This window comes from Pseudooceanicola antarcticus (genome assembly GCF_900215355.1).
Classification (GTDB): Bacteria; Pseudomonadota; Alphaproteobacteria; order Rhodobacterales; family Rhodobacteraceae; genus Pseudooceanicola; species Pseudooceanicola antarcticus.
In genome coordinates this window covers 293241-317733 of sequence record NZ_OBEA01000004.1, presented here as the reverse complement: position 1 = coordinate 317733, position 24493 = coordinate 293241, and the positions used below count along the sequence as shown (strand labels likewise).

The 24493-nt window shown below is 65.2% G+C and carries 34 protein-coding genes and 1 tRNA gene; 13 read left to right on the top strand and 22 right to left on the bottom strand.

Annotation, left to right across the window (positions count from 1 at the left end):
* The first annotated feature begins 45 nt into the window (after positions 1-45).
* Positions 46-135 (top strand) — tRNA-Ser (locus tag CRO50_RS12230).
* A gap of 163 nt (positions 136-298) precedes the next feature.
* Here CRO50_RS12230 and CRO50_RS20130 read toward each other — a convergent pair.
* The 3 genes from CRO50_RS20130 to CRO50_RS12215 all read right to left on the bottom strand — a co-directional run bounded on the left by CRO50_RS20130 (position 299) and on the right by CRO50_RS12215 (position 2514).
* Positions 299-436: a hypothetical protein gene (locus tag CRO50_RS20130; RefSeq protein ID WP_097146203.1), complete on the bottom strand. Its 138-nt coding sequence runs from the start codon at positions 434-436 to the stop codon at positions 299-301.
* Between the two features lie 91 nt (positions 437-527).
* The gene (groL, locus tag CRO50_RS12220; protein ID WP_097146202.1) at positions 528-2153 is read right to left on the bottom strand and encodes a chaperonin GroEL; all 1626 of its coding nucleotides are present in this window, start codon (positions 2151-2153) and stop codon (positions 528-530) included.
* A gap of 124 nt (positions 2154-2277) precedes the next feature.
* Positions 2278-2514 (bottom strand): hypothetical protein, encoded by a 237-nt coding sequence (locus CRO50_RS12215; protein WP_097146201.1) that lies wholly within the window; start codon positions 2512-2514, stop codon positions 2278-2280.
* 147 nt (positions 2515-2661) lie between these two features.
* Between CRO50_RS12215 and CRO50_RS12210 the strand changes: the two genes are divergently transcribed.
* The 8 genes from CRO50_RS12210 (at position 2662) to CRO50_RS12180 (ending at position 7779) form a co-directional block, all read left to right on the top strand.
* Positions 2662-3396, top strand: coding sequence for a Crp/Fnr family transcriptional regulator (locus tag CRO50_RS12210; protein ID WP_097146200.1), 735 nt, complete (start codon positions 2662-2664; stop codon positions 3394-3396).
* 197 nt (positions 3397-3593) lie between these two features.
* A complete protein-coding gene (locus CRO50_RS12205) occupies positions 3594-3878 on the top strand; it encodes a hypothetical protein (RefSeq protein ID WP_097146199.1) in 285 nt (94 codons plus the stop codon).
* Positions 3879-3917: 39 nt separating this feature from the next.
* A complete protein-coding gene (locus CRO50_RS12200; protein ID WP_097146198.1) occupies positions 3918-4262 on the top strand; it encodes a hypothetical protein in 345 nt (114 codons plus the stop codon).
* Between the two features lie 197 nt (positions 4263-4459).
* The gene (locus tag CRO50_RS12195) at positions 4460-5203 is read left to right on the top strand and encodes a hypothetical protein (protein ID WP_097146197.1); all 744 of its coding nucleotides are present in this window, start codon (positions 4460-4462) and stop codon (positions 5201-5203) included.
* 25 nt (positions 5204-5228) lie between these two features.
* Positions 5229-6035 (top strand): transglutaminase-like domain-containing protein, encoded by an 807-nt coding sequence (locus CRO50_RS12190; protein ID WP_097146196.1) that lies wholly within the window; start codon positions 5229-5231, stop codon positions 6033-6035.
* A 94-nt stretch (positions 6036-6129) separates the two neighbouring features.
* Entirely contained in the window at positions 6130-6651 is a 522-nt protein-coding gene (locus CRO50_RS12185; protein ID WP_097146195.1) for a hypothetical protein, read from the top strand.
* Positions 6648-6854, top strand: a complete 207-nt coding sequence (locus CRO50_RS20390) for a hypothetical protein (protein ID WP_143516914.1) — start codon at positions 6648-6650, stop codon at positions 6852-6854. Before CRO50_RS12185 ends, CRO50_RS20390 begins: the two co-directional genes overlap by 4 nt.
* Positions 6855-6900: 46 nt before the next feature.
* Positions 6901-7779: a transglutaminase family protein gene (locus CRO50_RS12180; protein ID WP_097146194.1), complete on the top strand. Its 879-nt coding sequence runs from the start codon at positions 6901-6903 to the stop codon at positions 7777-7779.
* A gap of 49 nt (positions 7780-7828) precedes the next feature.
* On the opposite strand, the gene CRO50_RS12175 is transcribed toward CRO50_RS12180, so the two are convergent.
* Together CRO50_RS12175 and CRO50_RS12170 are read right to left on the bottom strand one after the other, a co-directional pair.
* Positions 7829-10141, bottom strand: a complete 2313-nt coding sequence (locus CRO50_RS12175) for a hybrid sensor histidine kinase/response regulator (protein ID WP_097146193.1) — start codon at positions 10139-10141, stop codon at positions 7829-7831.
* A 72-nt stretch (positions 10142-10213) separates the two neighbouring features.
* Positions 10214-10690: a putative pterin-binding protein gene (locus CRO50_RS12170; RefSeq protein WP_157791778.1), complete on the bottom strand. Its 477-nt coding sequence runs from the start codon at positions 10688-10690 to the stop codon at positions 10214-10216.
* A gap of 116 nt (positions 10691-10806) precedes the next feature.
* Here CRO50_RS12170 and CRO50_RS12165 point away from each other — a divergent pair, with 116 nt between their 5' ends.
* The 4 genes from CRO50_RS12165 (at position 10807) to CRO50_RS12150 (ending at position 16202) form a co-directional block, all read left to right on the top strand.
* Positions 10807-11361 carry a response regulator transcription factor gene (locus CRO50_RS12165; protein WP_097146191.1) on the top strand — a complete coding sequence of 185 codons (555 nt, stop codon included), beginning with the start codon at positions 10807-10809 and terminating at the stop codon, positions 11359-11361.
* A gap of 166 nt (positions 11362-11527) precedes the next feature.
* A complete protein-coding gene (locus tag CRO50_RS12160; protein ID WP_097146190.1) occupies positions 11528-14557 on the top strand; it encodes a methyl-accepting chemotaxis protein in 3030 nt (1009 codons plus the stop codon).
* A gap of 40 nt (positions 14558-14597) precedes the next feature.
* Positions 14598-15656, top strand: a complete 1059-nt coding sequence (locus CRO50_RS12155) for a protein-glutamate methylesterase/protein-glutamine glutaminase (RefSeq protein ID WP_097146189.1) — start codon at positions 14598-14600, stop codon at positions 15654-15656.
* A 90-nt stretch (positions 15657-15746) separates the two neighbouring features.
* On the top strand, positions 15747-16202 hold the full coding sequence (locus CRO50_RS12150; RefSeq protein ID WP_097146188.1) for a chemotaxis protein CheD: 456 nt from the start codon (positions 15747-15749) through the stop codon (positions 16200-16202).
* A gap of 530 nt (positions 16203-16732) precedes the next feature.
* On the opposite strand, the gene CRO50_RS12145 is transcribed toward CRO50_RS12150, so the two are convergent.
* From CRO50_RS12145 to CRO50_RS12070, 17 genes are all read right to left on the bottom strand, one after another.
* Positions 16733-16930: a Pam3-gp28 family putative phage holin gene (locus CRO50_RS12145; RefSeq protein WP_143516912.1), complete on the bottom strand. Its 198-nt coding sequence runs from the start codon at positions 16928-16930 to the stop codon at positions 16733-16735.
* Positions 16905-17105 (bottom strand): hypothetical protein, encoded by a 201-nt coding sequence (locus CRO50_RS12140; RefSeq protein WP_097146186.1) that lies wholly within the window; start codon positions 17103-17105, stop codon positions 16905-16907. The genes CRO50_RS12145 and CRO50_RS12140 overlap by 26 nt, the downstream gene beginning before the upstream one ends.
* Positions 17102-17281, bottom strand: a complete 180-nt coding sequence (locus CRO50_RS12135; protein WP_143516911.1) for a hypothetical protein — start codon at positions 17279-17281, stop codon at positions 17102-17104. The genes CRO50_RS12140 and CRO50_RS12135 overlap by 4 nt, the downstream gene beginning before the upstream one ends.
* Positions 17281-18168, bottom strand: coding sequence for a lysozyme family protein (locus CRO50_RS12130; RefSeq protein WP_097146184.1), 888 nt, complete (start codon positions 18166-18168; stop codon positions 17281-17283). The genes CRO50_RS12135 and CRO50_RS12130 overlap by 1 nt, the downstream gene beginning before the upstream one ends.
* Complete coding sequence (locus CRO50_RS12125; protein ID WP_097146183.1) at positions 18165-18395, bottom strand: hypothetical protein; 231 nt, start codon at positions 18393-18395, stop codon at positions 18165-18167. The genes CRO50_RS12130 and CRO50_RS12125 overlap by 4 nt, the downstream gene beginning before the upstream one ends.
* Positions 18392-18856 (bottom strand): hypothetical protein, encoded by a 465-nt coding sequence (locus CRO50_RS12120; protein WP_097146182.1) that lies wholly within the window; start codon positions 18854-18856, stop codon positions 18392-18394. Before CRO50_RS12120 ends, CRO50_RS12125 begins: the two co-directional genes overlap by 4 nt.
* Positions 18856-19437 (bottom strand): hypothetical protein, encoded by a 582-nt coding sequence (locus CRO50_RS12115; RefSeq protein ID WP_097146181.1) that lies wholly within the window; start codon positions 19435-19437, stop codon positions 18856-18858. The genes CRO50_RS12120 and CRO50_RS12115 overlap by 1 nt, the downstream gene beginning before the upstream one ends.
* A complete protein-coding gene (locus CRO50_RS12110) occupies positions 19437-19796 on the bottom strand; it encodes a hypothetical protein (RefSeq protein ID WP_097146180.1) in 360 nt (119 codons plus the stop codon). Before CRO50_RS12110 ends, CRO50_RS12115 begins: the two co-directional genes overlap by 1 nt.
* A gap of 3 nt (positions 19797-19799) precedes the next feature.
* Entirely contained in the window at positions 19800-20213 is a 414-nt protein-coding gene (locus tag CRO50_RS12105; protein WP_097146179.1) for a hypothetical protein, read from the bottom strand.
* Between the two features lie 179 nt (positions 20214-20392).
* Positions 20393-20782 carry a hypothetical protein gene (locus CRO50_RS12100; RefSeq protein ID WP_097146178.1) on the bottom strand — a complete coding sequence of 130 codons (390 nt, stop codon included), beginning with the start codon at positions 20780-20782 and terminating at the stop codon, positions 20393-20395.
* A 51-nt stretch (positions 20783-20833) separates the two neighbouring features.
* Positions 20834-21646, bottom strand: coding sequence for a major capsid protein P2 (locus CRO50_RS12095; RefSeq protein WP_097146177.1), 813 nt, complete (start codon positions 21644-21646; stop codon positions 20834-20836).
* Positions 21647-21658: 12 nt separating this feature from the next.
* On the bottom strand, positions 21659-21784 hold the full coding sequence (locus tag CRO50_RS20480) for a hypothetical protein (protein WP_269778121.1): 126 nt from the start codon (positions 21782-21784) through the stop codon (positions 21659-21661).
* A 263-nt stretch (positions 21785-22047) separates the two neighbouring features.
* Positions 22048-22689 (bottom strand): helicase HerA domain-containing protein, encoded by a 642-nt coding sequence (locus CRO50_RS12090; protein ID WP_097146176.1) that lies wholly within the window; start codon positions 22687-22689, stop codon positions 22048-22050.
* Positions 22686-23342 carry a hypothetical protein gene (locus CRO50_RS12085; RefSeq protein ID WP_143516910.1) on the bottom strand — a complete coding sequence of 219 codons (657 nt, stop codon included), beginning with the start codon at positions 23340-23342 and terminating at the stop codon, positions 22686-22688. The genes CRO50_RS12090 and CRO50_RS12085 overlap by 4 nt, the downstream gene beginning before the upstream one ends.
* Positions 23251-23652 (bottom strand): hypothetical protein, encoded by a 402-nt coding sequence (locus CRO50_RS12080; protein WP_097146174.1) that lies wholly within the window; start codon positions 23650-23652, stop codon positions 23251-23253. Before CRO50_RS12080 ends, CRO50_RS12085 begins: the two co-directional genes overlap by 92 nt.
* Entirely contained in the window at positions 23645-23905 is a 261-nt protein-coding gene (locus CRO50_RS12075; protein ID WP_097146173.1) for a hypothetical protein, read from the bottom strand. Before CRO50_RS12075 ends, CRO50_RS12080 begins: the two co-directional genes overlap by 8 nt.
* Positions 23902-24099 carry a hypothetical protein gene (locus CRO50_RS12070; RefSeq protein ID WP_097146172.1) on the bottom strand — a complete coding sequence of 66 codons (198 nt, stop codon included), beginning with the start codon at positions 24097-24099 and terminating at the stop codon, positions 23902-23904. Before CRO50_RS12070 ends, CRO50_RS12075 begins: the two co-directional genes overlap by 4 nt.
* Between the last annotated feature and the right edge of the window lie 394 nt (positions 24100-24493).

The window sequence follows — 24493 nt, the reverse complement described above, 5'->3', positions numbered from 1 at the left end:
GGCCTCTTGCAAAGCCCCGCCGTTCACGGCTAAAGACGCCTCCACGGAGAGGTGGCCGAGTGGTCGAAGGCGCACGCCTGGAAAGTGTGTAGGCGGGAAACCGTCTCCAGGGTTCGAATCCCTGTCTCTCCGCCACTTACCCAAGTGACAACGTTGAAATGATCCGGCCTCGGCCGGATTTTTTCGTTGTGGCGGGGGGATGTGGCGCGCGCGCCGGCCGCGCTGCAGTAAGCGGGCGGGGGGCGATCACCACCAGGCACCTGGCCCGATGGTGATCTGCGTGGACGCAGGGATGCGTCTATTTCTTCTTCTTGTGCTCACCGAGACTGACGACGGTCTTGGACTTGCCGAAGTCGGAGGTCGCAAGGACCTTTTCCTTCACCTTCTTCGGTTTCTTGGCTTCCCGGTTGCCACGTTGCTTGTCACCTTTGGACATTTTCTTCTCCTGGATCTGGGGTGTCATCTGACTGACAGATTGATTGCTGTGGTGCCTGGCCCCGCGGGGGCAGGCAGGGGGCGGCGGCGGTCTACATCATCCCGGCCATCTCCATCTCGTGGCCGGACGCGAAGGGGCGGGCCTTCTGCGCCACCATGGCCTCGGTTGTGATCAGCAGCCCGGCGATGGAGGCGGCGTTCTTGAGCGCGATGCGCACGACCCTTGTCGGGTCGATGACGCCGGCCGTCAGCATGTCGCCATAGCTCTCTGTCTGGGCGTCGAAGCCGAAGCTGGGGCTGTCGTTCTCGATCACCTTGCCGACCACGAGCGAGCCATCGGCCCCGGCATTGGCCGCGATCTGGCGCAGAGGCGTCTGGATCGCGCGGCGGATGATCTTGATCCCGGCGTCCTGGTCGGCGTTCTCGCCGTTGAGGCCTGCCAGGATCTTGCCGGCATGGACCAGCGCCACGCCACCGCCGGGCACCACGCCTTCCTGCACCGCCGCGCGGGTGGCGTTGAGCGCATCGTCGACACGGTCCTTGCGCTCCTTCACCTCGATCTCGGTCGCGCCACCAACCCGGATCACCGCGATGCCGCCGGCCAGCTTGGCCAGACGCTGCTGCAATGCCTCCTTGTCGTGGCCCGCATCCGCGTCCTCGATCTGCGCGCGAAGCTGCGCCACCCGCGCCGCGATCGCCGCCTTGTCACCCGCACCGTCGATGAGCGTCGTGGAATCCTTGGTGATGGTGGCCTTCTTCACCGTGCCCAGCATGTCCAGGGTGACGGTCTCGAGCCTGGTGCCCATCTCTGCCGAGATCACCTGGCCGCCGGTCAGCACGGCAATGTCCTCCATCAGCGCCCGGCGGCGGTCTCCGAAGCCCGGCGCCTTGACGGCGGCAACCTTCAAGCCGCCGCGCAGCTTGTTGACCACTAGGGTTGCCAGCGCCTCGCCCTCGATGTCCTCGGCGATGACCAGCAATTGCTTGTCGGCCTGGATCACCGCCTCGAGCAGCGGCACCATGGAGACGAGAGAGCTGAGCTTCTTCTCGTGCAGCAGCACGACGCAATCCTCCAGGAGCACCTCCATCTTCTGGGGATTGGTGATGAAGTAGGGGCTGAGGTAGCCGCGGGGGAACTGCATGCCCTCGACCACTTCGGTCTCGGTCTCCAGCCCCTTGTTCTCTTCGACGGTGATGACGCCTTCCTTGCCGACCCGGGCCATGGCACTGGCGATCTGACGGCCGATCGCGGCGTCGCCGTTGGCGGAGATAGCGCCGACCTTGGCGATCTCGTCGCTGTCGCCGACCGGGCGGGACATGGACTTGATCTCGGCCACGACGGCGCTGACCGCCTTGTCGATACCGCGTTTCAGATCCATCGGATTCATCCCCGCCGCGACGGATTTCATGCCCTCGCGGACGATGGCCTGGGCCAGGACGGTGGCGGTCGTGGTGCCGTCACCGGCCTCGTCATTGGTGCGGGAGGCGACCTCCTTCACCATCTGCGCGCCCATGTTCTGGAAATGATCCGAGAGCGCGATCTCCCTGGCGACCGAGACGCCGTCCTTGGTGATGCGCGGTGCGCCGTAGGATCTGTCGAGAATGACGTTTCGGCCCTTGGGACCGAGGGTGACCCTGACGGCATTTGCCAGCGTGTCGATGCCCTTGAGCATCTGGTCACGGGCATCGGTACTGAAGCGAACTTCCTTGCCGGACATATGTGAATTCCTGGAATTGAGGTTGGAAAAGAGGGGCAGGGCTCAGACAAGCACGCCGACCCCGGTGGCGTACGCCGCGGCGCGGTGCCCTTGCGGGGCTCCAGGCGCGGGCGACCGCACCGGTTTAAGGGCGTTGGACAGAGCTTTCGCTGGCGATGATTGCATTGATCAGATCGGCGACGGATCGGTGGTGGGCCATTTCGACCTCGGTGCCGACTGCGCCCAGATGGGTGGCGGCCGCGTCGCGAAGGACGCCCTTGATCTCGTGCTCGGGCAGCAATCCGCGCTCGTGCAAGGCAAGCAGCAGCGCCTCGCAGATCGAGAGCGCAGCCTGGCCTGCGGGTTCGCTGGCGGTAGACATCCGGGTTTCCTTCCCTGGCACCCCGAGCCGAACGAAGCTGAGGCTCAAATGCATCCGTACTTCTGACAGGAAGTGGTCTAAGCTGGACTGATCCAAAGCAGTGTCCGGGCCGAATTCCGCTTTTGGTCAAGCAAGCCAAGAGGCGATATGACGTCGGTTGAACACAGCCCCCTGACCCGCAAGCTTTCGGCCTTCGTGGCCCTGACCAAGGCCGAACTGGCGGTGCTGGACCGTTTGCACAAGCGCCGCCGGATCTTCCGGGCCGGGCATGACATGGTGCATCAGGGCCAGTCGGCGCAGACCGCGTTCATTCTCTATGAGGGCTGGGTCTGTTCCTACAAGTTGCAGGCGGACGGCACCCGGCAGATCGTCGATGTGCAGGTGCCGGGGGACTTCCTTGGCCTGCGCAGCGTTCTCCTGCGGACCTCCGATCACAGCTTCGAGCCCATCGTCGATATCGAGGCCGTCGAGGTTCGCGCCAGCGATCTGCTGGAGGCTTTCGCCCAGACCCCGCGTCTGGCCACCGCCATCCTCTGGGCCGCGTCACGGGACGAGGCCATGGTGGTCGAGCACCTGGTGGGAATCGGTCGGCGGGACGCGGATGTGCGCATGGCGCATTTCCTGCTGGAGCTGGGTGCCAGGCTGGCGCTCGTCGGCATGGGCCGCGCCGAGGGTTTCGACTGCCCGCTGACCCAGTACCACCTGGCCGACACCCTGGGGTTGAGCGCGGTGCATGTGAACCGCACCCTGCGGCAACTGCGTGAGCGCGGGCTGGTGACCTTCCGCGATGGCCACGTGCGCTTCCACGACCACCAGGGGCTGGTGGATCTGGCCGAGTTCGATCCGGCCTACCTCGATCAGACCGGGCCTCTGCTGACCTAGATGCTGCGCCACTGGCCTCGGCGGGACGGGCGAGGGGGCTGATCGGGCCACTTTGCGCGGCGGGACTAACATACGTCAGCGCCGCTCTGTCCGGAGCCGCGTAGAAGGGAAGAAATCGTTCCACTGGGCACGCCCCGATCCGAGGGGCCGTCACCAGGGTGAGCGACGGATCTGCCAATACATATCGGAGACTTGAGATGACCATGCGGTCGACCAGATCGACGGTGACCTTTGCCCATCCGTTCACCTTGCCGGGATACGCGGGCGATTTGCCTGCGGGCGACTACGAAGTCCTGGCCGAAGAGGAGCTCCTCCAGGGGCTGAGCTTCGAGGCCTACAGGCGGACCTCGACCTTCCTCATGGTGCGCGGCTTCGGCGCGCGCGCCGGACGAAGCGAGATGCGTCCAACGACAGAGAACGACCTGCAGGAAGCGCTGAGCCGCGATGCGGCCACCACCTCTCGCACTCAGACTGAACATTAATCACAGCGTGGCGGCGCTTTCTCCGCCGGAGGACAGAATATGAACACTCCCGCATGGCTCAAGCCTGGTATCTACGGCGCCGTTTTCGGTGCGATCTTCGTCGGCGTTGTCGGCTTCACCTGGGGCGGCTGGGTCACCGGCGGCACCTCGAACGACAGGGCGGTTGCCATGGCGCATGACAACGTCGTCGCCTCGATGGTGCCCGTCTGCCTCGACATGGCGCGTTCGGACCCGGCCCGCATGGCGAAGCTCGAGACGATCCGCGCCGCATCGAGCTACCAGCAGCGCAATGCGCTGATGGAGGCCGGCTGGTCGACCATGCCGGGCACCGATGCGCCGGACCGCGACATTGCGCAGGCCTGCCTGAAAGAGCTCAAACTTTGAGAACCAGGCGCGCTCTTCTTGACGACAACGGGGCCCGTCGGGGCATCCGGGCAGATCGCGGGCAGGGGCGTCATGCGCCCACTCGCGATGATGCCGCCGGGGTGTCCCTTGGGCCCAGGGCCGCAACGGCCATGCCCATGACCCGTCCGGTCGCGCGGGGGGCGGGGCTGTTGGCCCGCTCCCTCGCAGGACTTTCCATGCTGGCCAGTGTCCTGACGGCGCTCGCCTTTCCCGCCTTCGCGCAGGACGGCAGCGGACCGATCCCCGACAATGCAGTGGCGCGAAGCTATGGCGGCGGCTGGGTCTGCGAATTGGGCTACCGTGTTGAAGGCGCCAGGTGCCGCGCGCTCGATATCCCGGAAAACGCCTATCCGACCGGGCGCAGCTACGGCGCCGGCTGGGAATGCATCCGTGGCTATGAGGACGTGAGCGGGACCTCCTGCAGTCCGATCCCGGTGCCCGCCAACGCCTTCCTGAGGTTCTCGGGCTACGACTGGCAATGCGAACGCGGCTACCGCGAAGAGCGCGACGCCTGTGTTCCCATCGTTCTGCCTGACCATGCCTATCTGAGCGACGAGCGCTCGGGCACGGGCTGGACCTGCGATCGCGGCTATGCGCCCTTTGCCGGTGCCTGCATCCCGATCGCCGTGCCCGCCAACGGCTATCTGACCAACGCGAGCTATGGCGCCGCCTGGGCCTGCGAGCGGGGCTTTGTCAGGGTCGAGGACCGATGCGACGCCATCGTCCTGCCCGAAAACGCCTATCTCGATCCGGCCTCCTACGGGCCGGGCTGGCGTTGCGAGCGGGGCTACACGCCGCAATCTGGCGCCTGTGTCGAGATCGTTCTGCCGCAGAACGCCTACCTTGACCAATCCGGCAACAGGTGGAGCTGCAATCGCGGCTTCCGACGCTCTGAGGGGAGGTGCATTCTTGGACGCTGACGTTTCACGACCTGGCGATACTGCGATGCGTGTCAGCATCGGCTGCCGCTTGCGATACACCTTCCCGCAGCCCACACCGCTGATCGCGCTGCTGAATGTCCACTACTCGCGCTTCGGCGATCTGGAACGCGCGGACCACATCGTCACCTCGCCCAGCGTGCCGCTTGAAAGCTACCGGGACGGCTTCGGCAACTGGTGCACCCGGCTGCTGGCACCAGAGGGGGATTTCACCCTCTCGACCAATGGCATCTTCCGCGACACCGGCTTGCCCGACCAGGCCACGCCCGGCGCAGAGCAGTTGAGGGTCGAGGACCTGCCGTTCGAGACCCTCGTCTTCCTGCAGGGCAGCCGCTATTGCGACACCGATCTGCTCTCGGAAGAGGCCTGGCAGCGGTTCGAGCACATTGCGCCCGGATGGGGCAGGGTGCAGGCGATCTGCGACTTCGTGCATGGGCACGTCCGCTTCGACTACATGCAGGCGAAGGCCACGCGCACCGCCTCTCAGACCCTGGCCGAACGCCAGGGCGTCTGCCGCGACTTCGCCCATCTGGCTGTCGCGCTCTGCCGCTGCATGAACATTCCAGCCCGCTATTGCACCGGCTACCTCAGCGATATCGGCGACCCGCTGCCGCATCCGCCGGGGGATTTCGCAGCCTGGATGGAGGTCTTTCTTGGCGGCGAATGGCACATGTTCGACCCGCGCAACAACAAGCCGCGGATCGCCCGGATCCTGATCGCGCGCGGCCGCGACGCTGCCGATGTGCCGCTGACCCAGACCTTCGGCGCCAACACGTTGACCGAATTCGAGGTGTGGACAGATGAACTGCCCTGATCGCCCCGCGCTTTTTGACCATTGCACAGGCGTCGCGCCCCGGTCCTCCGTGGCGCGCGCTGCATCCCAGGCATCATCGGAAAGGAGCACGCCCATGGACAAGCTGACCAGCAAGACCATCGCCGTCTTCGCCCGAGAGTTCACCGTTCCGGGCTTTGCCGAAACCCTGCCCGCCGGGGACTACGAGATCGAGACCGAACTGGCCTCGCCGCCCGACACGCAGCACCCCGAAGCCTGGAAGGCCTCTGTGCTGGTGAAGCTTCATCCCCGAAGCACCCATCCCGGATTGTCCCGCACCCTGACCGTCTCTCTTGCCGACCTCGAGCTTGCGCAGGCCAGGGACAAGCTGACCGACCGGGCTCTTGCCGATGTCTTCCTCGAAGAGATGCTGGCCGATCCGATGGTGCGCCTGGTGATGCAGGCCGATGGCGTCTCTGAGGCGCATCTGCGCCACCTCTATGCTTGGCAGGCGCCCCTTGAGGGCGATGCTTCGGCGGCCAGCACAGGCGCTCCGATGCTTGAGGAGGCCTCGAGCCAGGCGAGCGCAAACGAAGGCCTGCCATCTGGCCCTGACGCGCCAGCCGAGCGCCACCCCAAGCTGGAGAGCCAGACGTGACCAGAAAGTCCAACGCCGCCCGCGCAGGGGATCTGCAGACCAAGCGCGCCACGGGCGATGTCCCGCAGCAACGCCAATGCCTGCGTTGCGAAGCCAGCTTCTGGAGCGAAGGCTTCGGAGAGCGGATCTGTCGGCGCTGCAAGGGATCGAACTCCTGGCGCAACGCCGTGCCCGCCGGTCCATCCTCTACGCGCCGCCGCTGATCCGCCCGCGCGGATTCTGCGCTCTTCTGCCGATTGGACCCCCGCCTTGGCCTGTCTCGACATCCTTCACACCACCACCTACCGCTACCGGCAGGCGGTCTCTCTCGGGCCGCACCGGATGATGCTGCGCCCACGCGAGACGCGGGAGCTGCGGCTGCTCAGCTATGCCCTGACCACCACGCCGGAGGCGCATGTCACCTGGGCCCATGACGTGGCCGGCAATGCCATCGCCACGGCCAGTTTCACCACGCCCACCGATCACCTGGTGATCACCAGCCGCGCCCGCGTGGAGTTGACCGCGCCCGCCTGGCCGGTCTTCGCCATTGCCGCTGCCGCCACCCGCTTTCCCTTTGTCTATGCCGACGACGATTGGACGGACTTGGGCGCGCTGACGCTGCCGCAATATGCCGACGCCGGGGGCCGCCTTGCCCTCTGGGTCGAAACCTTCGTCATGGCGCGCCCGACCGATACCCTGGCCCTGTTGAAGGACATCAGCTTCGGGGTCTTTAGCCAGATTTCCTATCAAAGCCGCGATGACGAAGGCACCCAGTCGCCGGGGCAGACCCTCGACCGGGGGTGGGGCTCCTGCCGCGATTTCGCGGTGCTCTTCGCCGAGGCCGTCCGCCACCTCGGGCTCGGGGCGCGCATCGTCTCGGGCTACCTCTCGGACGCCGAAGCGGGGTTCGTCGGCTCGGCGGGTTCCGGGTCGACACATGCCTGGGTCGAGGTCTTCCTGCCCGGTGCCGGCTGGATCGCCTTCGACCCCACGAACCGCAGCGTCGGGTCGGGCAACCTGATCCCGCTCGCCGTGGCCCGCAACATCGCCCAGGCGACGCCGGTCGCGGGCACCTTCCTGGGAACCAACGCCGACTTGATTTCGATGGAGGTGCTGGTCCGGGTGGAGAACGCCACCGCGCCCAGCTGAACCACGGGGCAGGTACGCACCCGGACCCGCACTGGCGGAAAGAGCCCGCTCAAAGGGCAGGGGGGCCGCCTCCACGATCCCGCGCCAGGCGCCGCCGGCGGCGTCCGGGGCCATCGGCCTGGTCTTCGGTCAGCAGGCGGCGGATGACCTGCGCCCGGATCGGCTTGGCGATCACGTCATCCAGCCCGCTGGCCAGCAGCCTTTCCGAGACCTCCTCTCCGACATGGGCGGTCAGAGCGACGATCCGCGCCTCGCGGTTGGGGCCCTGGCCATTGCGGATGGTCGCGGCAGCCTCGATCCCGTCCATCACCGGCATCGAGACATCCATCAGGATGCAGTCGAAGGGCCGCTCCTGGGCCGCGCGCACGCCGGCGGCACCATCGGCGGCCTCGATCACCACGTGGCCATCGCGCTCCAGCAGGCGGCGGGCGACGAAGCGGTTGGTGGGATTGTCCTCGACCAGCAGGATATGCTGCGGCCGGATCGGCCGTTGGGTCGGGGCCAGCTGCGGCGCGCGGGCCGCGGGCGGATCGGTCGCGGGCAGCGGAAGCCGCAGCGTGAAGACAGAGCCCTTGCCCGGCGCGCTGGCCACCTCGATCTCTCCGCCCATGGCGCGGGTGAGCTGGCGGGCGATGCCCAGCCCCAGCCCGGTGCCCTGGATCTGGTGCTGCAAGGCACCGTCAAGGCGGACGAAATCGTCGAAGATCCGCTCCAGCTCGGCCTCGGACATGCCAAGGCCGGTATCGCGCACCAGGATCTCGACCATCTCGTCCTCGCGGCGCAGCTCGATGCTGACCGAGCCGCGCCGGGTGAATTTCACCGCGTTGGAGACCAGGTTCAGCAGCACCTGCCGCAGCCGCGTCCCGTCGCCGGTCACCCAGCCCACCTCTGGCATGCCGATGCGGAAAAGCCTGTTGTTCTGGGTCTTTGCGCGGGGCATCTCGCTGGTCAGCACATCTGCCACCAGCCGATCCATGTCGAAGGTCGCGCGCCGGATGGTGATGTCTCCGCCCTCGATCTGGGTGATGTCCAGCACGTCGTTGACCAACTGTAGCAGGGTCTGGGCGGAGTTGCGGATCACCTCGAGGAAGCCCGGCACCTCACGCGGGTCGTCGTTCTCGGCCAGCAGGTCGATGGTGCCGAGAATGCCATTGAGCGGGGTCCGCATCTCATGGCTGATCACCCCGAGGAAGCGCGCCTTGGCCCGCTCCGCGGCCAACGCCTTGTCGCGTGAGGCCTTCAGCTCGGCCTCGACGGCCACCTGGTGCGAGACGTCGCGGATCATGCAGACCAGCATCGAGGCGCCGAAGCTCTCGGTGCTGTCCATCGACAGCTCGACCGGAAAGCGCTGGCCTTGGCTGTTGCGCCCGATCAGCCGGTAGCCGGTGCGGATACCCTGTTCGCAGGCCTCGAAGAGGGTGGATCCGGTCGCCGGACGGGTCCCCAGGGGCAGGTCATGCCGCAGGAAGCGGCCCACGGGCAGGCCGTCCAGCGGCTGCCCCGCCTCGCCGAACATCTTGCGGGCGGCGCGGTTGGTGTTGCGGATCATGCCCTTGCGGTCCAGCATCAGGATCGCATCGCGCGAGGTCGAAAAGATCATCTCGAGCCGGGTCGAGGCCACCTGCTTCTGCGCCAGCCGTTTCTGCGAGATCCGCGCCAGTGACCGGAAGAGGATCACCATGGCGGTCAGCGCCGCCAGCAGCACCAGGCTTGCGGCGGCAAGTCCTTGCAGGACCGAAAGAACCTCCAGCCGGGCCTGGTCGGACTCCGTGACCAGCTCCAGGTTGGCATGCGACAGCATGCGCCGCAGTGCAGGCCGCTCGGCCTCCAGCCGGAAGTACAGATCATCCAGCCGCGTCTTCAGCGCGTCGTTCGGCAGATCGATGATCTCGGCCTGCCCATAAACCTCGTCGCGCAGGTGCGCGAAGGCGCCCCCCAGGGTCGTGTCGCGCAGCGCGCGGCTGTAGAGCGCCGAGGCCGAAAGCGTATCGACACGACTATAGAGGATATCGTAGCGCCGCCGCACCTCCGACAGGGCTTCAGGGAGCGAAGAGGGGGCCAGGCCCCCGTCCGTGGCGAGCGGCCCCGCCGCAGGGGGGAGGTCGGCGGCGGCCAGTCGCGCCACCCCCGTGGCCCCCTGCAGCTTGAGATATTCTACCTCGAGCTGCGCCAGCGTCCATTGCACGTTGTCGGCGGGGGAAGACGCGAGCTCATCCAGCTTCTGGCGCACCTCGGTCAGAAGAAAGACGATCACCATGATGCAGATGGCCGAGATCGTGCCAAGGATGGCCAACCGGATGACCCCGGCGTCGAGGCTGGTGCCGCTGCCCGTCCTCCGATCCGCTGTGCTGCCCCTTGCCATACGGCCCTGCCTTCTGCTGCCGCGCCAGCCCGGCGCCCTTGGCCGAGCGGAGGCCGGCGGCCCCCGAGGGCCCTATTTCAGCGCCATGCGATCGAGCTGCCAGATCGAGTTGGAATAGATCACCTCGGATCGAAACTCAGGTGAGGAATCATAGGGATAGACGAGCCAGAGCGGCCCCTTGCTGCGCAGCGTCATGGGCGCGCCGTTCCGCTCATAGGCCAGGATTGCGCCATCGGGCCGGAAGCTTTCGACGTCGATCTCGATCGAGTAGTCATTGGCGGCGGTCAGTTGCAGTTGCCCGTCGGTCACCCCGAGATGGGCCAGCAGATCGACCATCCGGACGCCCCGGAACCGCTGCATCCCTTCGGTCCAGATCGTGCTGGTCTCGAACTCCGCCACCGGCAGTCCGGCAAGCGCGTCGTGGTCGAAGCTTTCGATTCGGTCGGGCAGGGTGAAGGTCAGAAGAATGTCACCGGCCCGCGCCGGCAGCGCGGCCAGGGACAGCCAGAGGCCAAGCACCGCCACAGCCTGCATGAGATATCTCGTCATGTTCAGCATTCCTACACTGTGATTGGCCAGACAAGGCTGCGCCGTTAAGGGAATGGCTAGCGGCAATATATTAATGTTCCCTCTAGCGCGCCGATGACGCGCGGATCGGAGGGGCAATGACCCGGATTCTCTTCGTCGACGATCATGCGCTCCTGCGTGATACGCTTGCCGCATGGCTGCGCGCGCGCGGCTGGACGGTCGATTGCCATGACAGCCTGGCGCAGGCGCTGGCCGCGCCGGGGGCGGACCTGATCATGGTCGACCTTCGTCTGCGCGGCCTGAACATGCACGACGGCCTGTCCCGACTGCGCGCAGGTTTCGGCTCGCTGCCGATTGTGATCATGGCCGGCGCCCACGACGCGGAAGAGGCCGGGCAGGCGTTGAGCGCCGGCGCCGATATCCTGCTGGGCAAGGCCCGGCCGCCCGAGGAAATCCACCGCGAACTCAGAGGTTTGATCGACGAAGCTGCCCACCCCGGTCCCGATCTGAGCACCCGCGAGATAGAGGTGCTCTCCGGTCTCACCGCAGGACTATCCAACAAGGAGATCGCCCGCGATCTGGGCCTTCAGGAGGTTACGGTGAAGCTGCATATGCAGCGGCTCTGCCGCAAGCTGGGCGCCCGCAACCGTACCCATGCCGCGCTGATCGGGCGGGACATCGGATTGGTGTGAAGGCACCGGATTGGCTGCAATTCTTTGCAAATCAATGGGCTCTCACCGCGAAACACCTGTGCGGATTAAAGCAATCTTCACGGCTCTCGCCCATACCGAGCCGGATCCCGTCGCTCTGGCGGGGCAAAGGTAACTTGCTTGGAACTCGGGCTTTCAGGGGAAACATATGGGTATTTCAAGAGTGCGCATCGCCTTGCGTCTACCGGCAGCATTCTTCCTGATCGTGGCCATGTCGCTGGGATTCATGGGGTATCTCACCTATTCCTCGGCCAAGCACACGCTGATCGAGAACGGCGAAAGCGAATTGCTGCAGATCGCAGAGGCGCGCTCGGAAGCGCTGGAGAACTGGTCGGCAGAGGCCACCACGGATCTCGAGATCCAGGCGCACAACCCCTTGGTCAAAAACGCCCTGCGTAGCTTCAACGCGGCCTGGCAAACCCTCGGCCCGGAGGCCGCCGACCGGCTGCGGGATCTCTTTCCCGCAGAGCAGGGGGCGGCCCTTGTCGATCCGGCGGACGGTTCGGTCTATTCCCGTATCCATTCGCGTTTTCACAGCCATTTTGAAGGGGTTGCACGGCGCGGCGCATATGCCGACGTGATCCTCTTCAACCCCGCCGGAGAGGTGGTCTATTCCGTCCAGAAGGCAGAGGATTACGCTGCCAGCGCCAAGGACCACCCAGGCGTGCCATTCTTTGAAACCCTGCTTGAGGTTCTGGACGCAGAGGGCGGAAACGAAACAACTTTCGTCGATTTCTCAGGCTACGGATCAACCGGGCAGAGCTCTGCCTTCCTGATCGCCCCTGTGATGCAGGGGGAAGATGTGACCCTCGGTGCCATCGCCTATCGGATCACCGCGGCCACCATCATGAGCAACCTCGGACGCCTGGGCGGGTTGGGTGAAACCGGCACCGATTTCGTGATCGGCGCGGACGGGATCGCCCGAACGCCGGCCGCGAACTGGGGCGGCTCGGCTCCCGATGCTGCCTCGCCCCTGCAAACGGCGCTCGCGGGCTCAAGCGGAGTTACCCTGGCGCCCTTGGCTCAAAGCCTCATCGAGGGCCAGGCCACCGGCTTCGCTCCGGCGGATGTCTTCGGCCAGCGGTGGATCTGCGTCGTCCAGATGGCCGAGGCGGAAATGCTCGAGGCGGTCTCGGGTGTCCTCGGATCGACCCTGACCTATGGCACGATCATCCTGCTCCTCGCCGCGGTGATCGGCACCTTTATCGCCCTGAGCGTTACGCGCCCGTTGCGTGACCTCTCGGGAAGTATCGCTGCGGTCAGCCAGGAAGACTACGCGACGCCGGTCCCCCATGTGGCGCGGGGCGACGAGCTTGGTGCGATCTCGCGCTCGCTCGATGCGCTCCGGGGCAAGCTTCTGGAAACGCAGGCCATGCAGCGCGACATGGCCTTCCAGAGCGCCGCACTGGCGTCGACGTCGGCGGCGCTGATGATCACGGATGATGACTTCAACATCACCTACATGAATGACGCCGTGCGAGAGATGATGCGCGGGCAGGTCAACGAGTTCCGCAAGATACAGGCCAGCTTCGACCCCGATGCCCTGATCGGCGTCAACATGGATATCTTCCACGGCAAACCCGACCAGATCCGCGCCCTGATCAACAAGCCGGAACGCCTGCCGTTCCGCACAGACATCCGCGTCGGCGATGCCCGCGTGCAGATCGAGCTGAACGCGGTCTGGGACAGCGAGAAGACCTTCTGCGGCCTCGTTGTGGAGTGGATCGACGTGACCGAGCTGCGCCGGCGCACCGCTGTCCTGAATGCTATCGACAGCGGACAAATCTTCGCGGAATGCGATGCGCGGGGCATGTTCCTCAGGCTGAACGACAACTACCTCGATCTGGCCGGTGTGCAGGCCGAAGCGGTGCTTGGTCAGCGCTTTACCGATCACATCCATCTCGAAGGCGGCGAAGGTGATCTGCATGCCCAGGTCATGAGGGGCGAAACCGTCCAGGGTCGCTTTGTCATCAGCCGCAAGGGTCAGGACGATGCCTTGGTCGAAGGCGGCATCTACCCGATCACAGACCGGCGCGGCGACACCACCGGCATGACCCTGATCGGCTCGGACGTCACCGCGGCGCAGCAGTTGCTGCGCGAGGCCGAGGCGCGTCAGAAGGCGATGCAGGAGGCGCAGCAGAGCGTGGTCGAGGCACTGCGGGTCGGCATGCGCGACATTTCCAGCGGCGATCTGACCTCGCGCCTCAACACACCTTTCGCCCCGGAATACGAGCAGTTGCGGACCGATTTCAACGACGCGCTCGAGAACCTGACCCGCGCCATGGCCAATATCGCCCAGCAGACCAACGCCATGCACAATGAAACCGCCGAGATCGTGAAGGCCGCCGATGAGATGTCGGTCAGGACCGAGCGCCAGGCGATGACCCTGCAAGACACAGCCTCGAGCCTGGATGAGCTGACCACGAACATCGGTCAGACCGCCGATGGCGCGGCCCGTGCCAACCAGGTGGTGACCGAGGCCCGCGCGCGGGCCGAAGAGAGTGGCTCCATCGTCGACGAGGCCGAGACCGCAATGGCCGAGATTTCGGCCTCCTCCAAGGAGATCGTCAAGGTGATCTCGGTGATCGACGACATCTCCTTCCAGACCAATCTCCTGGCGCTCAACGCCGGGGTCGAGGCCGCGAGGGCAGGGGAGGCAGGCAGGGGCTTTGCCGTTGTGGCCACGGAAGTGCGCGCCCTGGCGCAGCGCTGCGCAAATGCCGCCGCAGAGATCAACCAGCTGATAACTGTTTCAGGTCAACATGTCTCCCGCGGGGTCGAGCTGGTTGGCGTTACCGGTGAAACCCTGAAGAAGATCGTAAGCTCGATCTCCGAGATTTCGGACTACATCGCCGAGATCGCGCAGGCGGGCAAGGAACAGAGTATCGGTCTGAACCAGGTGAACTCGGCGGTAAACCAGATCGATCATGTGACGCAGCAGAATGCCGCCATGTTCGAGGAAACGACCTCGGCCAGCCACGAGCTGGCGCGTCGGGCCACAAGTCTCGCGGAAACCATTGGCCACTTCCGTGTTGGAGAGGAGACAGCGCCGCTGCCAAGCCGCAGCAAGGCCAGTTCGCCGCCTGCCAGGCGACCCTCGGCGGTTCCGAGTGTCCAGGGCAACCTGGCCGTGGCGCCACGTGCCACGCCGGAAGCAAGTGACTGGGAAGATTTCTGAAACGCGATGATCCCGAAGCCTCAGACCGGATGGAGTTTCGATGAACCTGTCGAGCCCGCAAGACAAGACCCGCGTGTTGATCGTGGACGACCAGCCTTCGGTGCAGAGCCTGATCCGCCACGCGTTGAGTACGGATCCGACAATCGAGGTCGTCGGTGTCGCCAATGATGCCTATATGGCCCGCGAGATGATCAAGAAGCTGGACCCGGACGTGCTGACCCTGGACGTCGAGATGCCGCGCATGTCGGGCCTGGACTTCCTTGAACGCCTGATGCGGCTTCGTCCGATGCCGGTCGTGATGTTCTCCTCGGTGACCCAGCAGGGCAGCGAAAATGCGGTGCGGGCGCTGTCTCTCGGCGCGGTTGACGTGCTGCCAAAGCCAGTCAGCGGGGTCACGGCCGATGGGTTGGAGAAATTGGTTTCGCGGGTCAAGACGGCGAAGCGCTTCAAGCGCGGGACGGACGCCACCCAGGTCCCGGACCGTGACGAACATGCGCCGCAAGCCGAATTCGGGCGCTGGAACGGAAAGATCGTGCTGGTCGGAGCTTCCACCGGCGGTGTTGCCGCGGTCGAGACCGTGCTGCGACGCATGCCGCGGAACACCCCTCCGATCGTGATCTCGCAACATATGCCCGAGAGCTTCCTGGTGAGCTTCGCACGACGGCTCGATGACATCCTGCCGCAAATCGTGCAGCTGGCCATGGATGGCACAACGCTGGAGCAAGGGCATATCTACCTTGCGCCGGGTGGCAATGAACACACGGGAATCCGCCGCGCAGGCCGTGGGTACCAGATCATGGGGATCGCTGCGCCGAAGCGAAATGGGCATATCCCATCGGTGGATGAGCTCTTCCTGTCGGCGGTCGACGTGGCCGAGAACGTGGTGTCGGTGCTCTTGACGGGCATCGGCAAGGATGGCGCTTCGGGAATGAAGGCGCTGAAGGAAAGAGGTGCCTATTGCATCGGTCAGGACGAGGCGACGAGCGTGGTTTACGGCATGCCGCGCGCGGCGGCGGAGTTGGGCGTTCTGGATGAACAATTGCCTCTGGACCGGGTCGCGCAGTCCATCTGCGCCTCATGCGATAGCCGACGAAGCTGACGGGAGCAGAATGTGAAACAGGCAAGAGGCAATGGCCCACACATTAACATAACACAGGGCGAATGGGCCGTCTCAGACGTGAAGGGCGGGATGATCACGACCATTCTGGGAAGTTGTGTCGCCACTTGTATATGGGACCCGGTGCGCGGCGTTGGCGGGATGAACCACATCCTGGTCGCGCGCTCTCATACCGCACTCGGGGTCAATGACTTTGCCGGCGTCAACGCGATGGAGCTGCTGATCAATGGACTGGTGCGTTTAGGTGCGGTCAGGTCGCGGCTCAACGCCAAAGTGTTCGGCGGCGCCAACATGATCAACGGTCTTTCCGACATCGGGCATACCAACGGGAGCTTCGTGATCGAGTTCCTCGAACGCGAAGGCATCCCGTTGATTGGCAAGAGCCTTGGCGGCACCTCGGCGCGCCAGATCAAGTTCATCGTCGACGAGGGGCGCGTGATGCAGCGGACCGTCGCCGCAGCGCCCGAAGTGGTTGCCACGGCACCGAAGCCCGAGCGGGAAGAGCGCAATGGCGTCGAGCTGTTCTGAGAATCCCAGGCCGGGGCTGGTTGGTCCCGACCTCGTGTAGGTACCGACGGGCTGAGACTTCGCATGGGGTTGCCTTGCAGTCTTTAGGAGCATTCCGTTTTGAGCGTAGGAGCGTAGCGTCGGAGTAGTTCTTAGGTGCGCGAAGCTCTGTCTCAGGATCACCGGGATCCCGGCTCTGGCTTGGGGGAGAGAACACAGTGCGATATCGCGGACCTCTCGGGTGAGGATTTCTGTTTCAAGATAGCTACATGCGCTGCAGAGTGTAGCCAGAGGCTCAAGGATGTTCTCGTGTATCGCTGTTGTCCGAGCGCTCTCTGCATTAACCAAATATTTACATAATACTGATTATCGCACTTTGCAGGATACCAAGATTGCCCCTTTGCCTGAGCTCTGACACCACATCTAGACGTTAAGTTTATTTACCGTCAACCCCCGTAAGCTCGAAGACCAGGACAGCGGGAACGGTAACTAAGGCAAGGAAAAGCCCCGGAGCTTAAAGCGCCGAGGCCAAGACGCCGCATAGTGCGTTGTTACCAAAGCGATTTCAGGGCGCTGCGCTTCTCTGCGATGGAGAGACCCAGGGCACCGGCCCCGGTCAGCGCGCCCGCGATCTGCTGCGCGGCTTCCGCATCGGCGTAGCCGTTTGCCAGGAGAAACCCGGCGGCGACCGTGGCAGCGTGGCGGATGATCGCCCCGCCCGCCTTACGCAGCAACATGGCTTTGAGCATGAAATTTCCTTTCGTTTTCGATGGTTGCAAGACGTTCCTCTGCCGCGCTCATGCGCCGCTCTAGGCTCTCGGTCTTCGCCAGGGCCATTCCCAGGCGAAACCAGATCCCCCCGACACCGGCGGCGGTGATCAGCGATAGGCCAGCCTGCGCGGCGTCCAGGAGCTCGGCGGTCACTTGAGCGCCCCCGAGGCTTTCAGGGCGCGGTAGCTCACATAGAGGCCACCGGCGACCGTGACCCACTTGGCAAGCTTGGCCCCGCTCTCGGCAGCGTCTCCGGCCTCATGAGCGGCCCAGCCAGCGCCCAGGACGCCAGCGACGGCCAGCCCGCCCCAGATGATCGGCGCAACCATCAGACCCACTGCCCCGACGCCTGGCGCAGCGCGTTGAGTACGCTCGACGTGCTGACGGTGGCGCTGTTGCCCGCATAGCCGTCATAGTAGGAGCGTCCCGCCTTGGTCCCGGTCAGCACCGGCAGACCGGCCCAGACACGTGCCAGGCGATTGCCGAAGTCCTCGGCGGACATGTTGCCCGACTGGTAGGAGTTGAGGCCCTGCGCCTCCATCAGGCTGACCGCAATGCGGTCCTGGGTGTTCGCGTCGAAGGTATCGGAAAGCGAAACCGTGCCCTGTCGCACCTGATCCCGGAGCGTGCCCCGGATCACCTGATAGCGACCTGCCGCGCTCGATGCCGACCCGGCGGCGACGCTGCTATCCTGCCAGTTGAGCACCTCGCCCACGGTCATCGTGGTGATGGGACGCGGCGGGCTGAGCTTCGATCCGCCGTACACCTGGTTGTAGCCGCCCGGCGCTTCTGCGCTGCCGATCAGGTCCAGAATGTTCTGGACATTGAAGGCCCCGGCGGAACCGCCCGCGCTCGCGCCTCCGCCCGTCGCCACTGCGCCGCTGTCACTTCCCCAGGAATGCCCAGGCAGCGGCGATCCGGTGCCCGAGCTGCCGCCCGAGTTTTTACCAAAGCCGCCCGATCCGATCTTGCCCAGGACCCAGCCCAGGAGAGGTGCGAAATTGAAGCCCATTTGGCCCCCCGATTGCTGTTGCTGTTGCTGCTGCTGGTCGGCCTGCCACGCCGAATAGGCGTCCATGGCGGTGCCGTTCGAGTATTCGTCACCGGCACCCACCATGGGCGCGCCGGTGGCGCTCATGCCTTCGGCCTGCTGCTTCCAGATCAGGAAGCCAGCGCCCAGGAACATGACAGCCGCAAGGCCCCCGCGTCCGCTCATGGCGCTTCCTCCGGCTCGGGCGGCGGTGCTTGCCACTCAGCCCCGTCCCACGTGTGCTCGGGCGTCGGGCGCGGCGGCACCTCTATGGTGCCTGCCGGGTAGTCTGCCGCCGTGATCTCGGGCCGGAGCTCGACGAGTTGACCATCGGGCAACGTCACCGATCTTGCCGCGCAGTCGATAGCGACGAAGTAGCCAAGCGCAGGGTGCCAGAAGTGCTTTTCGGTCATTGGCGAAGCTCCGCGAAATCGCTTGCGCTGCTGAAGCGGTAGTAATGGTTGGGCGGAATGATCGCGCTGCCGCGCGCCTGGTAAATCGTGGTGCCCGTGTGCGAGGTCGTGCCGCCGCCCGAGGCCCCGACAGTCACCCAATTGGCGGCATCAGTGGAGACGCGCACATTTGCGCCGTTGCCGGTGAAAGTCACCACGATCGGGCGCCCGGTGGTGTTGTGGTAGTTGGTGTTGTTGCTGCGGCTGACGCTCTGCCAAGTCTCTCCGGCCATCCCCAGGGGTGCCTGAATTTCGTTCCCGTTCATGTCGGTCAGCGACATGCCGAATTCCAGCATCTTGACCCCACGCCAGAAGATCCCGGCGAGACCGGCCCCGACATGCTCAAGGCTCAGTTCTTCGCCGGTCGGCGCGTCGGCCAGGGAAAGCGGCAGACTCGGCGGCGGTGCGCTAAAACCACTCATCACGCGCCCCTTTCGATTTCGGCCACGCAGATGCTCACGGCGCTGCCGCTGTCATTGCGCGCGTAGACCGCTGCGGACGTGTCCAGGGAAAGCGCCTGGCCAACGGCCAGGGGAAGCCCCTGCCCGGCCACCGCTGCCGCTGTGCCGCCGATATAGACCTTGCCCGCGCCGTCGTTGGCCAGGATCAATTCCGCCCGGTTGCTGTTGGCCGCGGCCAGGAGCGTAACCGCGGCGTCGCCAGCAGACACCGGCAGCGGAGTGTTGAACATGTCGCCCGGTTCGATATTGGCCGCGATGGATCCGCCCAGGGTAAGGCGGCTGTCCTGAATTTCGCCCTTGCCAAAGGCCAGCTTGACCCGGTTGTCAGTTGCGCCGGTGTTCCGAAGCTCCATGGTGCGAAGCCCGCCGGACGGCGTAAGGGTCAAGCCCGCTTCAAAGTCCGAGGATTGCCCGCCCTCGAAAGCGATCTTGAAAGGTGCCTGTGCCTCCAGGCAGGTCACGAAGGAGGCATCCCGGAAAGTCTCGATGGAGCCGCCCGCAGGGATGACAAGCTCTCGCGTGGTATAGCTGACGTCCGCCATTACTTCCCCCAGATTTTCGACACGGCGAAGGCCAGAGCCGCCGCAGGGATGCCGATCTTAATCAGTTGGTCGGAGAGCTGCGCGCCCTCGGTGCGCCCGGCCTGCTGGGTCTGGTGCAGTGCCAGGGAAAGCGCGTCGGAGGCCGTCTGAGTGGTCTGCCCACCCATATCGACCACGCCGCGCGCCAGGTCGGCAAATTCGGCCAGGGCCTCCTTGCCCAGCTCAAAGGCTTCATCCGCGACCATGTGTACGGACACGTCGCCTTCGGCGCTGACGCCCAGGGCGCCATTGTCGCCCGCGACTCGACCGTCGCGGGTGTTGTTCGTCGTCGCGCTGCTGCTACTGCTGCTGCTGCCCATTCGTCAGGCCTCCAATTCGACCACGTAGGAGGCAATGCCCCCCTCTTGTTGCAAAATCCGAACCAGGCCGGGGCGCTGCGTCCAACACCGCAGGCGACGGGCACCCAAGCCCCTTGCCATTGCGCGCCAGCGCCAAAGGACTTCGCGCGCCAGGCTCACGCCTTCCACCGGCCGCGCGGCGACCGCGTTGAGCACCAGGTCGCAGCCATCGGGTTCATGGGCGAGCGACCACACCAGGCAGCCGACGCGCTGACCGTTTGCCAGGATATCCATGGCCTGCATTTCGCCCGCCTCGACCTGGCGGCGGAAGGCCGACACGTCGCGCTCATCATGGGCGGCGATACTGCGGAGATCCGCCGCGATCTGGTCTGACCAGGACACGGGCGAAAACCACAGCTTCAGCGCATCAGAAGCCACAGCGCGCCCCCCACGATTGCCCAGGGCAGAACCTGCTGCGCGAGGCTGCGGTTCTGTTCCTGGAAGAACGGCGCGAAGGTCACGGAATTGCCCCCGCTCTGCGCGTCCGAGATTGCCGGACCCGAGGAAAGGGAGAGCCCAAGGCTCGGCATAGGCCCCGCTGCTGACATGCCGCCCCCTTACTTCTTGAAGGCGAAGTAGATGCCAGCGCCGACGAGCCCGACCATCAGCAGGGTATCCAAGGGAATGCCCGCCGCGCTGGTCTGCTGGCCGCCCCAGGATGCTTGCTGAACCGTGGCGGTCCCCTCGGGCTGGACGCCCATCCCGGACAGGATCGCAGAGCCGAACCCGGAAAGGGCGTCGAAGAAACCGGTTTGGCCGTCCAGCTGGGTCGTATTGACGCCAGCCGCCGCCGCTGCCGTGGTGCCGGTGGCGCCAACCGGGGTGCCGAAGTCGAGACCCAGACTCGACCAGAGGTCGACAGCCGGAATATTGGCGCCGAACGACAGGTTCGGGCCGGAGGCGGTGCCGCCGGTGGTCCAGGCGGGATTGCCGAAGGAGAGAGCCATTTTGTCCCTTTCGTTGATCAGGCGCGCCCCATGAGGGGCGCGCGGTTACGCTCAGACGGCGGTTCGGCCCTGTACACTCTCGGTGTAGATCGAGAAATTGCCGGTGGCGGTGAAGTCGGCTTTCAGCCGGAAGTCGGAAACCGCCATGGGCAGTGCTTCGGCCAGGATGTTCTCTGCCAAGAAGTCCACGTGCGTGAAGCCTGCCTGCGGCACCCGGTCGATCACATCGTAGTGGGCCGCGCGGATGTTCTTGGACATTTCCAGGATCTTCCGGTTGTCCCAGAGGATTTCGATTTCCCCGATATCGTCGGTGGTGACGTGCATGGCGCACATCGAGTAGCCGCCGCGCATGATGTCGGAGATTTCGGCCTCGCCGATGACGCCCTGATTGTGGACGTAGCGCTGCATGCGCAGGTGCGGCCCGAAGGGGCGACCCGGCGACTGCATGGCGTAGACGTTCAGGCTGTTGACGGTGATCCCGTCGGCCAGGTCCATTTCCAGCGAAAAGGACGTGATGCCGCCTTTGGTGCCGTATGCGGTCTGCTGCTGGCCCGCAATCGTCTGCATCCAGGGCCGCGCCAGGAAGAGAGGCAGAACGCCCGCTTTCATGGCCTGGCCGTAGTACTTGTTCAGCTTCACCAGGTCGGCGGCAGTGATCTGAATTTTCGTGTCGCCATCGACCAGGAGGCGGATTTCGTCGATGTAGGAACCCCAGTCCGCAACCGGCACATCGCGCGGCACCGCGTCCACGTTCATCTCGATGTACAACCGCTCGTAGGTCAGGCCCAGGGGCAGCTGCACGGATGCGGTTTGACCCGCGCCGATGCCCAGGGGCGTCGGCATTTTCTTGATGGGCTTGGCCATATCAGCTCCCCCTTAGTTGCCGTAGCCCTGGCGGGCGTTCGAGATGCCCGGCACGTCCGCGAATTGGGCCATGATCGCGCCAGCGATCAGGACGCCAACGGCGACGATTGCCACGCCTTTCACATCGGTTTTCTTCATCTTGTGGGCCTCCTAAACCCAGTAGCCAGTTTGCGTTTCGGTCGCGGCCTCGCGCCGCTTCATGGCGCTGGTGATCGCAATGACGATCAGCCCCGAGGCGACCCCCGCAACGATGGTTTTCAGCATGTGTCACGGCCCCCTTGCCGCTGTTTGCCTGGTCAACGTGGAGGCCCAGAAGGCGACCAGACAAACGCATTGCGCCCCGGCTGCGGGACGTATCCGCAACCGGGGCGCAACAGGTCCGAGACAGGACCGGACAGGGCCTAGAACGTGATCTTGCCGCGCTCGATCTGCCCGGCTTTCTCGTGGATGTATTCGAGGTTTCGGAGTGCCTGGACGGTGCCGCGATCCTGCCCCAGCACATCGGCGGCGGCGCTCACATCGCGCGGCCCGTTCTGGCGCAGGACGTAGCTTTCAGAGCAATTGCCCCGGAACCTGGTCGAGACTTCGGCCAGGCGCTGAGACAAGCCCAGGACTTCGATTCCGAAGTGCCGCCCCCGGCTGCACACATTGGCGAAGCCGGGGCATTTCTCAGCGCCGCCATGAACGGGAAAGCTCAGGTTCATTTCCTCAACTACCAGCGTCAGAGGCCAGCCCTTCCGCCCGCCGCTGTCCTTGTAGATCGCCTGGGCGGCCAGGAGGGTATCACAGAGCTGGTCCAGGTGTTCGGCTTCGGCACCGGCGCGCGGCACGTATGCCAGGCGAAACCCGCGCACGTTCTCTGCCATCTTGCCCAGGAGCTGCCGCCCGTTGGAAACCCGCGCCATGCGCTGCGCCTGGTACTCGTCCAGGGGATCGAAGACGACGACGCGCCCCCGCCCCTTGAGGATCTGCTTTGCCAGGCTCGACTTGCCCGACCCCGACGCGCCCCAAATGCCGATCCGGCCTGCGTTGCTTGCGCTCATGCCGCCTGCCGCTCCTCGTCCATGAAGTCGAAGGCGCGCGACGGATCCGGCGCGCGCTCCTGCGTGTCCGCTTTCTCCTGGGCCGGGCCCTGGTCCCGGTTCGCCGGCCGCGCGCGCTCGGCCCGCATTTCAAGCATGATCGTGCGCACCACAAGCGCCTTAGCGACCAGGAACGGCCCGGCGGTCAGCAGGTGCCCGAGGGTTTCACTGCCTGGCTGGAGTGCTTGCGGGTAGTAGATCCGCAGCAGCTCGTAACAAGCATCAGAGGCCGCGCGCGCGGTAGGCTCTTCGCCGGGCTGGATTGCCAGCGGCGCAAAGCGCGGCATGACAAGGCCCGGCACGTTGAAGGCTGCCGAAAAGACGACGCCATAGAAGGTTTCTTGGTCAATCGGGGGCGCGGGTGGCGCTTCTCCGATCTCCTGGCCTTCGGACATGACGCGCGGCGCGGTCGGTCGGGAAGGCCCGTCGGCGTCCAGGTCGGGCACTTCGATGCGCCGAAGGTACGCGGCAAGCTCGTCCTCATGCCCCCCGGCTTCCGCCTGCGGTGTGGCGTGGAGCTGGTCAGTTTCCGAGGAAGTCGCGGCCTGCATCCGTGTCGGTTGCGGGGGCGCTTCGCTCGGGATGCGGTTCAGGTTCGCCGGGTTCATGTTCAAGGGGTGCCTCGCTTTCGGTCGTAGTGCGTTCGGTTTTTGCGCTTTCGCGGGGGGAGTGCGTGAGGTTTGCGGCGTCGGGCGCTTTCATGCCCCCGGTGCCCATGTGGAGCTTGACCAGCTCGGCGCTGTCACGTGTGCCCCACTTCGCATGAAAGTGGCACGGGTAGACCGTGCCGCTGGCGTCCTGACGCCAGGAGCTGCAATGCAGATAGGCCTTGCCGCGCTTGTCGGTCTTCAGCTCGACGGGCGAGCTGCAGCACGGGCATTCGATCCGGCCCAGGATCGCGGAACGGGTGACGGCATTAGGCATTGGGCGCGCCCTCCTCGTCGAAGGCGGCGAGGATCGCGCCGCGCTGAATGTGGGTGTAGAGGCCCGAGATTTTCGGCCCATCCGTCCAGGCGACCCAGATATTCGCCCATCCCCCGATTTCGCCCAGCCTGACTGTACCAGGTGCGAGCGCGCGGGCGCGCTCGGCGGCGTAGGCAATGGCGCTGCTCAGATGCAGGTATCGGCGCGGCCTCTCCTGGTCTGGCGTGTCGACAATCCATTTCCAGTAGCTCACGCGCTCCCCTCCCGTTCGTCCAGGTACGGCGTGATCCGGTCCACGCGCTCGGCCATTTCCACCAGAAATTCCGCCATGCGATCCACCAGGGCCGAGGCCATTTCGGCGCGCACCAGGAACGGTGCGGATTTTACCTCCTGGGCAGACTTAGCGAGCGCCCGCGCTTGCTGCGCGAGTCCGGTTGGTTCGTTCATTGTCCCTCTCAGTTCTGACGCGAGTGAGCGTCATGGATATGTGATCACATAACCTTTCGTGAGGGAAGCCATTTTCCGCCCCGTGGAGTGCGTCCACCCCTGTCGGGCTACCCGAGGTCACAAATACCCCTCAAGGCCTCCCCTGCCCCCGGAAATCGGCCCTCTCGGGCTTCTGGGTGTCACCCCTGCCCTACCCTGCCCTCTTCTAAGCAATTCACGGTTGCAACATGCGCCAGCGTATCCATTAGGGCGCGACCAGAAGAAAGCGGAGGCCCGCCAGGGCGTCCGGTTTCCATCTCGCCCGGCGACTAGCCGGGCACCTCGTATCCTACCGGAGCGAAGCGCCGGGGGGTGGTTCCTATGGGAACCATGGAGGGGGGGTGCAAATTGCACC

What these genes read in the sequence shown, in the direction of transcription:
- groL (WP_097146202.1), bottom strand. Translation starts at nt 2,153, where the DNA reads ATGTCCGGCAAGGAAGTTCGCTTCAGTACCGATGCCCGTGACCAGATG.
- CRO50_RS12090 (WP_097146176.1), bottom strand. Translation starts at nt 22,689, where the DNA reads ATGAGCGCAAGCAACGCAGGCCGGATCGGCATTTGGGGCGCGTCGGGG.
- CRO50_RS20130 (WP_097146203.1), bottom strand. Translation starts at nt 436, where the DNA reads ATGTCCAAAGGTGACAAGCAACGTGGCAACCGGGAAGCCAAGAAACCG.
- CRO50_RS12150 (WP_097146188.1), top strand. Translation starts at nt 15,747, where the DNA reads ATGATCACGACCATTCTGGGAAGTTGTGTCGCCACTTGTATATGGGAC.
- CRO50_RS12145 (WP_143516912.1), bottom strand. Translation starts at nt 16,930, where the DNA reads ATGCTCAAAGCCATGTTGCTGCGTAAGGCGGGCGGGGCGATCATCCGC.
- CRO50_RS12115 (WP_097146181.1), bottom strand. Translation starts at nt 19,437, where the DNA reads ATGGCGGACGTCAGCTATACCACGCGAGAGCTTGTCATCCCTGCGGGC.
- CRO50_RS12195 (WP_097146197.1), top strand. Translation starts at nt 4,460, where the DNA reads ATGCTGGCCAGTGTCCTGACGGCGCTCGCCTTTCCCGCCTTCGCGCAG.
- CRO50_RS12200 (WP_097146198.1), top strand. Translation starts at nt 3,918, where the DNA reads ATGAACACTCCCGCATGGCTCAAGCCTGGTATCTACGGCGCCGTTTTC.
- CRO50_RS12165 (WP_097146191.1), top strand. Translation starts at nt 10,807, where the DNA reads ATGACCCGGATTCTCTTCGTCGACGATCATGCGCTCCTGCGTGATACG.
- CRO50_RS12100 (WP_097146178.1), bottom strand. Translation starts at nt 20,782, where the DNA reads ATGGCTCTCTCCTTCGGCAATCCCGCCTGGACCACCGGCGGCACCGCC.
- CRO50_RS12160 (WP_097146190.1), top strand. Translation starts at nt 11,528, where the DNA reads ATGGGTATTTCAAGAGTGCGCATCGCCTTGCGTCTACCGGCAGCATTC.
- CRO50_RS20480 (WP_269778121.1), bottom strand. Translation starts at nt 21,784, where the DNA reads ATGAAGAAAACCGATGTGAAAGGCGTGGCAATCGTCGCCGTTGGCGTC.
- CRO50_RS12110 (WP_097146180.1), bottom strand. Translation starts at nt 19,796, where the DNA reads ATGGGCAGCAGCAGCAGTAGCAGCAGCGCGACGACGAACAACACCCGC.
- CRO50_RS12120 (WP_097146182.1), bottom strand. Translation starts at nt 18,856, where the DNA reads ATGAGTGGTTTTAGCGCACCGCCGCCGAGTCTGCCGCTTTCCCTGGCC.
- CRO50_RS12175 (WP_097146193.1), bottom strand. Translation starts at nt 10,141, where the DNA reads ATGGCAAGGGGCAGCACAGCGGATCGGAGGACGGGCAGCGGCACCAGC.
- CRO50_RS12130 (WP_097146184.1), bottom strand. Translation starts at nt 18,168, where the DNA reads ATGAGCGGACGCGGGGGCCTTGCGGCTGTCATGTTCCTGGGCGCTGGC.
- CRO50_RS12215 (WP_097146201.1), bottom strand. Translation starts at nt 2,514, where the DNA reads ATGTCTACCGCCAGCGAACCCGCAGGCCAGGCTGCGCTCTCGATCTGC.
- CRO50_RS12190 (WP_097146196.1), top strand. Translation starts at nt 5,229, where the DNA reads ATGCGTGTCAGCATCGGCTGCCGCTTGCGATACACCTTCCCGCAGCCC.
- CRO50_RS12210 (WP_097146200.1), top strand. Translation starts at nt 2,662, where the DNA reads ATGACGTCGGTTGAACACAGCCCCCTGACCCGCAAGCTTTCGGCCTTC.
- CRO50_RS12185 (WP_097146195.1), top strand. Translation starts at nt 6,130, where the DNA reads ATGGACAAGCTGACCAGCAAGACCATCGCCGTCTTCGCCCGAGAGTTC.
- CRO50_RS12095 (WP_097146177.1), bottom strand. Translation starts at nt 21,646, where the DNA reads ATGGCCAAGCCCATCAAGAAAATGCCGACGCCCCTGGGCATCGGCGCG.
- CRO50_RS12205 (WP_097146199.1), top strand. Translation starts at nt 3,594, where the DNA reads ATGACCATGCGGTCGACCAGATCGACGGTGACCTTTGCCCATCCGTTC.
- CRO50_RS12170 (WP_157791778.1), bottom strand. Translation starts at nt 10,690, where the DNA reads ATGACGAGATATCTCATGCAGGCTGTGGCGGTGCTTGGCCTCTGGCTG.
- CRO50_RS12155 (WP_097146189.1), top strand. Translation starts at nt 14,598, where the DNA reads ATGAACCTGTCGAGCCCGCAAGACAAGACCCGCGTGTTGATCGTGGAC.
- CRO50_RS12135 (WP_143516911.1), bottom strand. Translation starts at nt 17,281, where the DNA reads ATGGTTGCGCCGATCATCTGGGGCGGGCTGGCCGTCGCTGGCGTCCTG.
- CRO50_RS12080 (WP_097146174.1), bottom strand. Translation starts at nt 23,652, where the DNA reads ATGCCTAATGCCGTCACCCGTTCCGCGATCCTGGGCCGGATCGAATGC.
- CRO50_RS12125 (WP_097146183.1), bottom strand. Translation starts at nt 18,395, where the DNA reads ATGACCGAAAAGCACTTCTGGCACCCTGCGCTTGGCTACTTCGTCGCT.
- CRO50_RS12070 (WP_097146172.1), bottom strand. Translation starts at nt 24,099, where the DNA reads ATGAACGAACCAACCGGACTCGCGCAGCAAGCGCGGGCGCTCGCTAAG.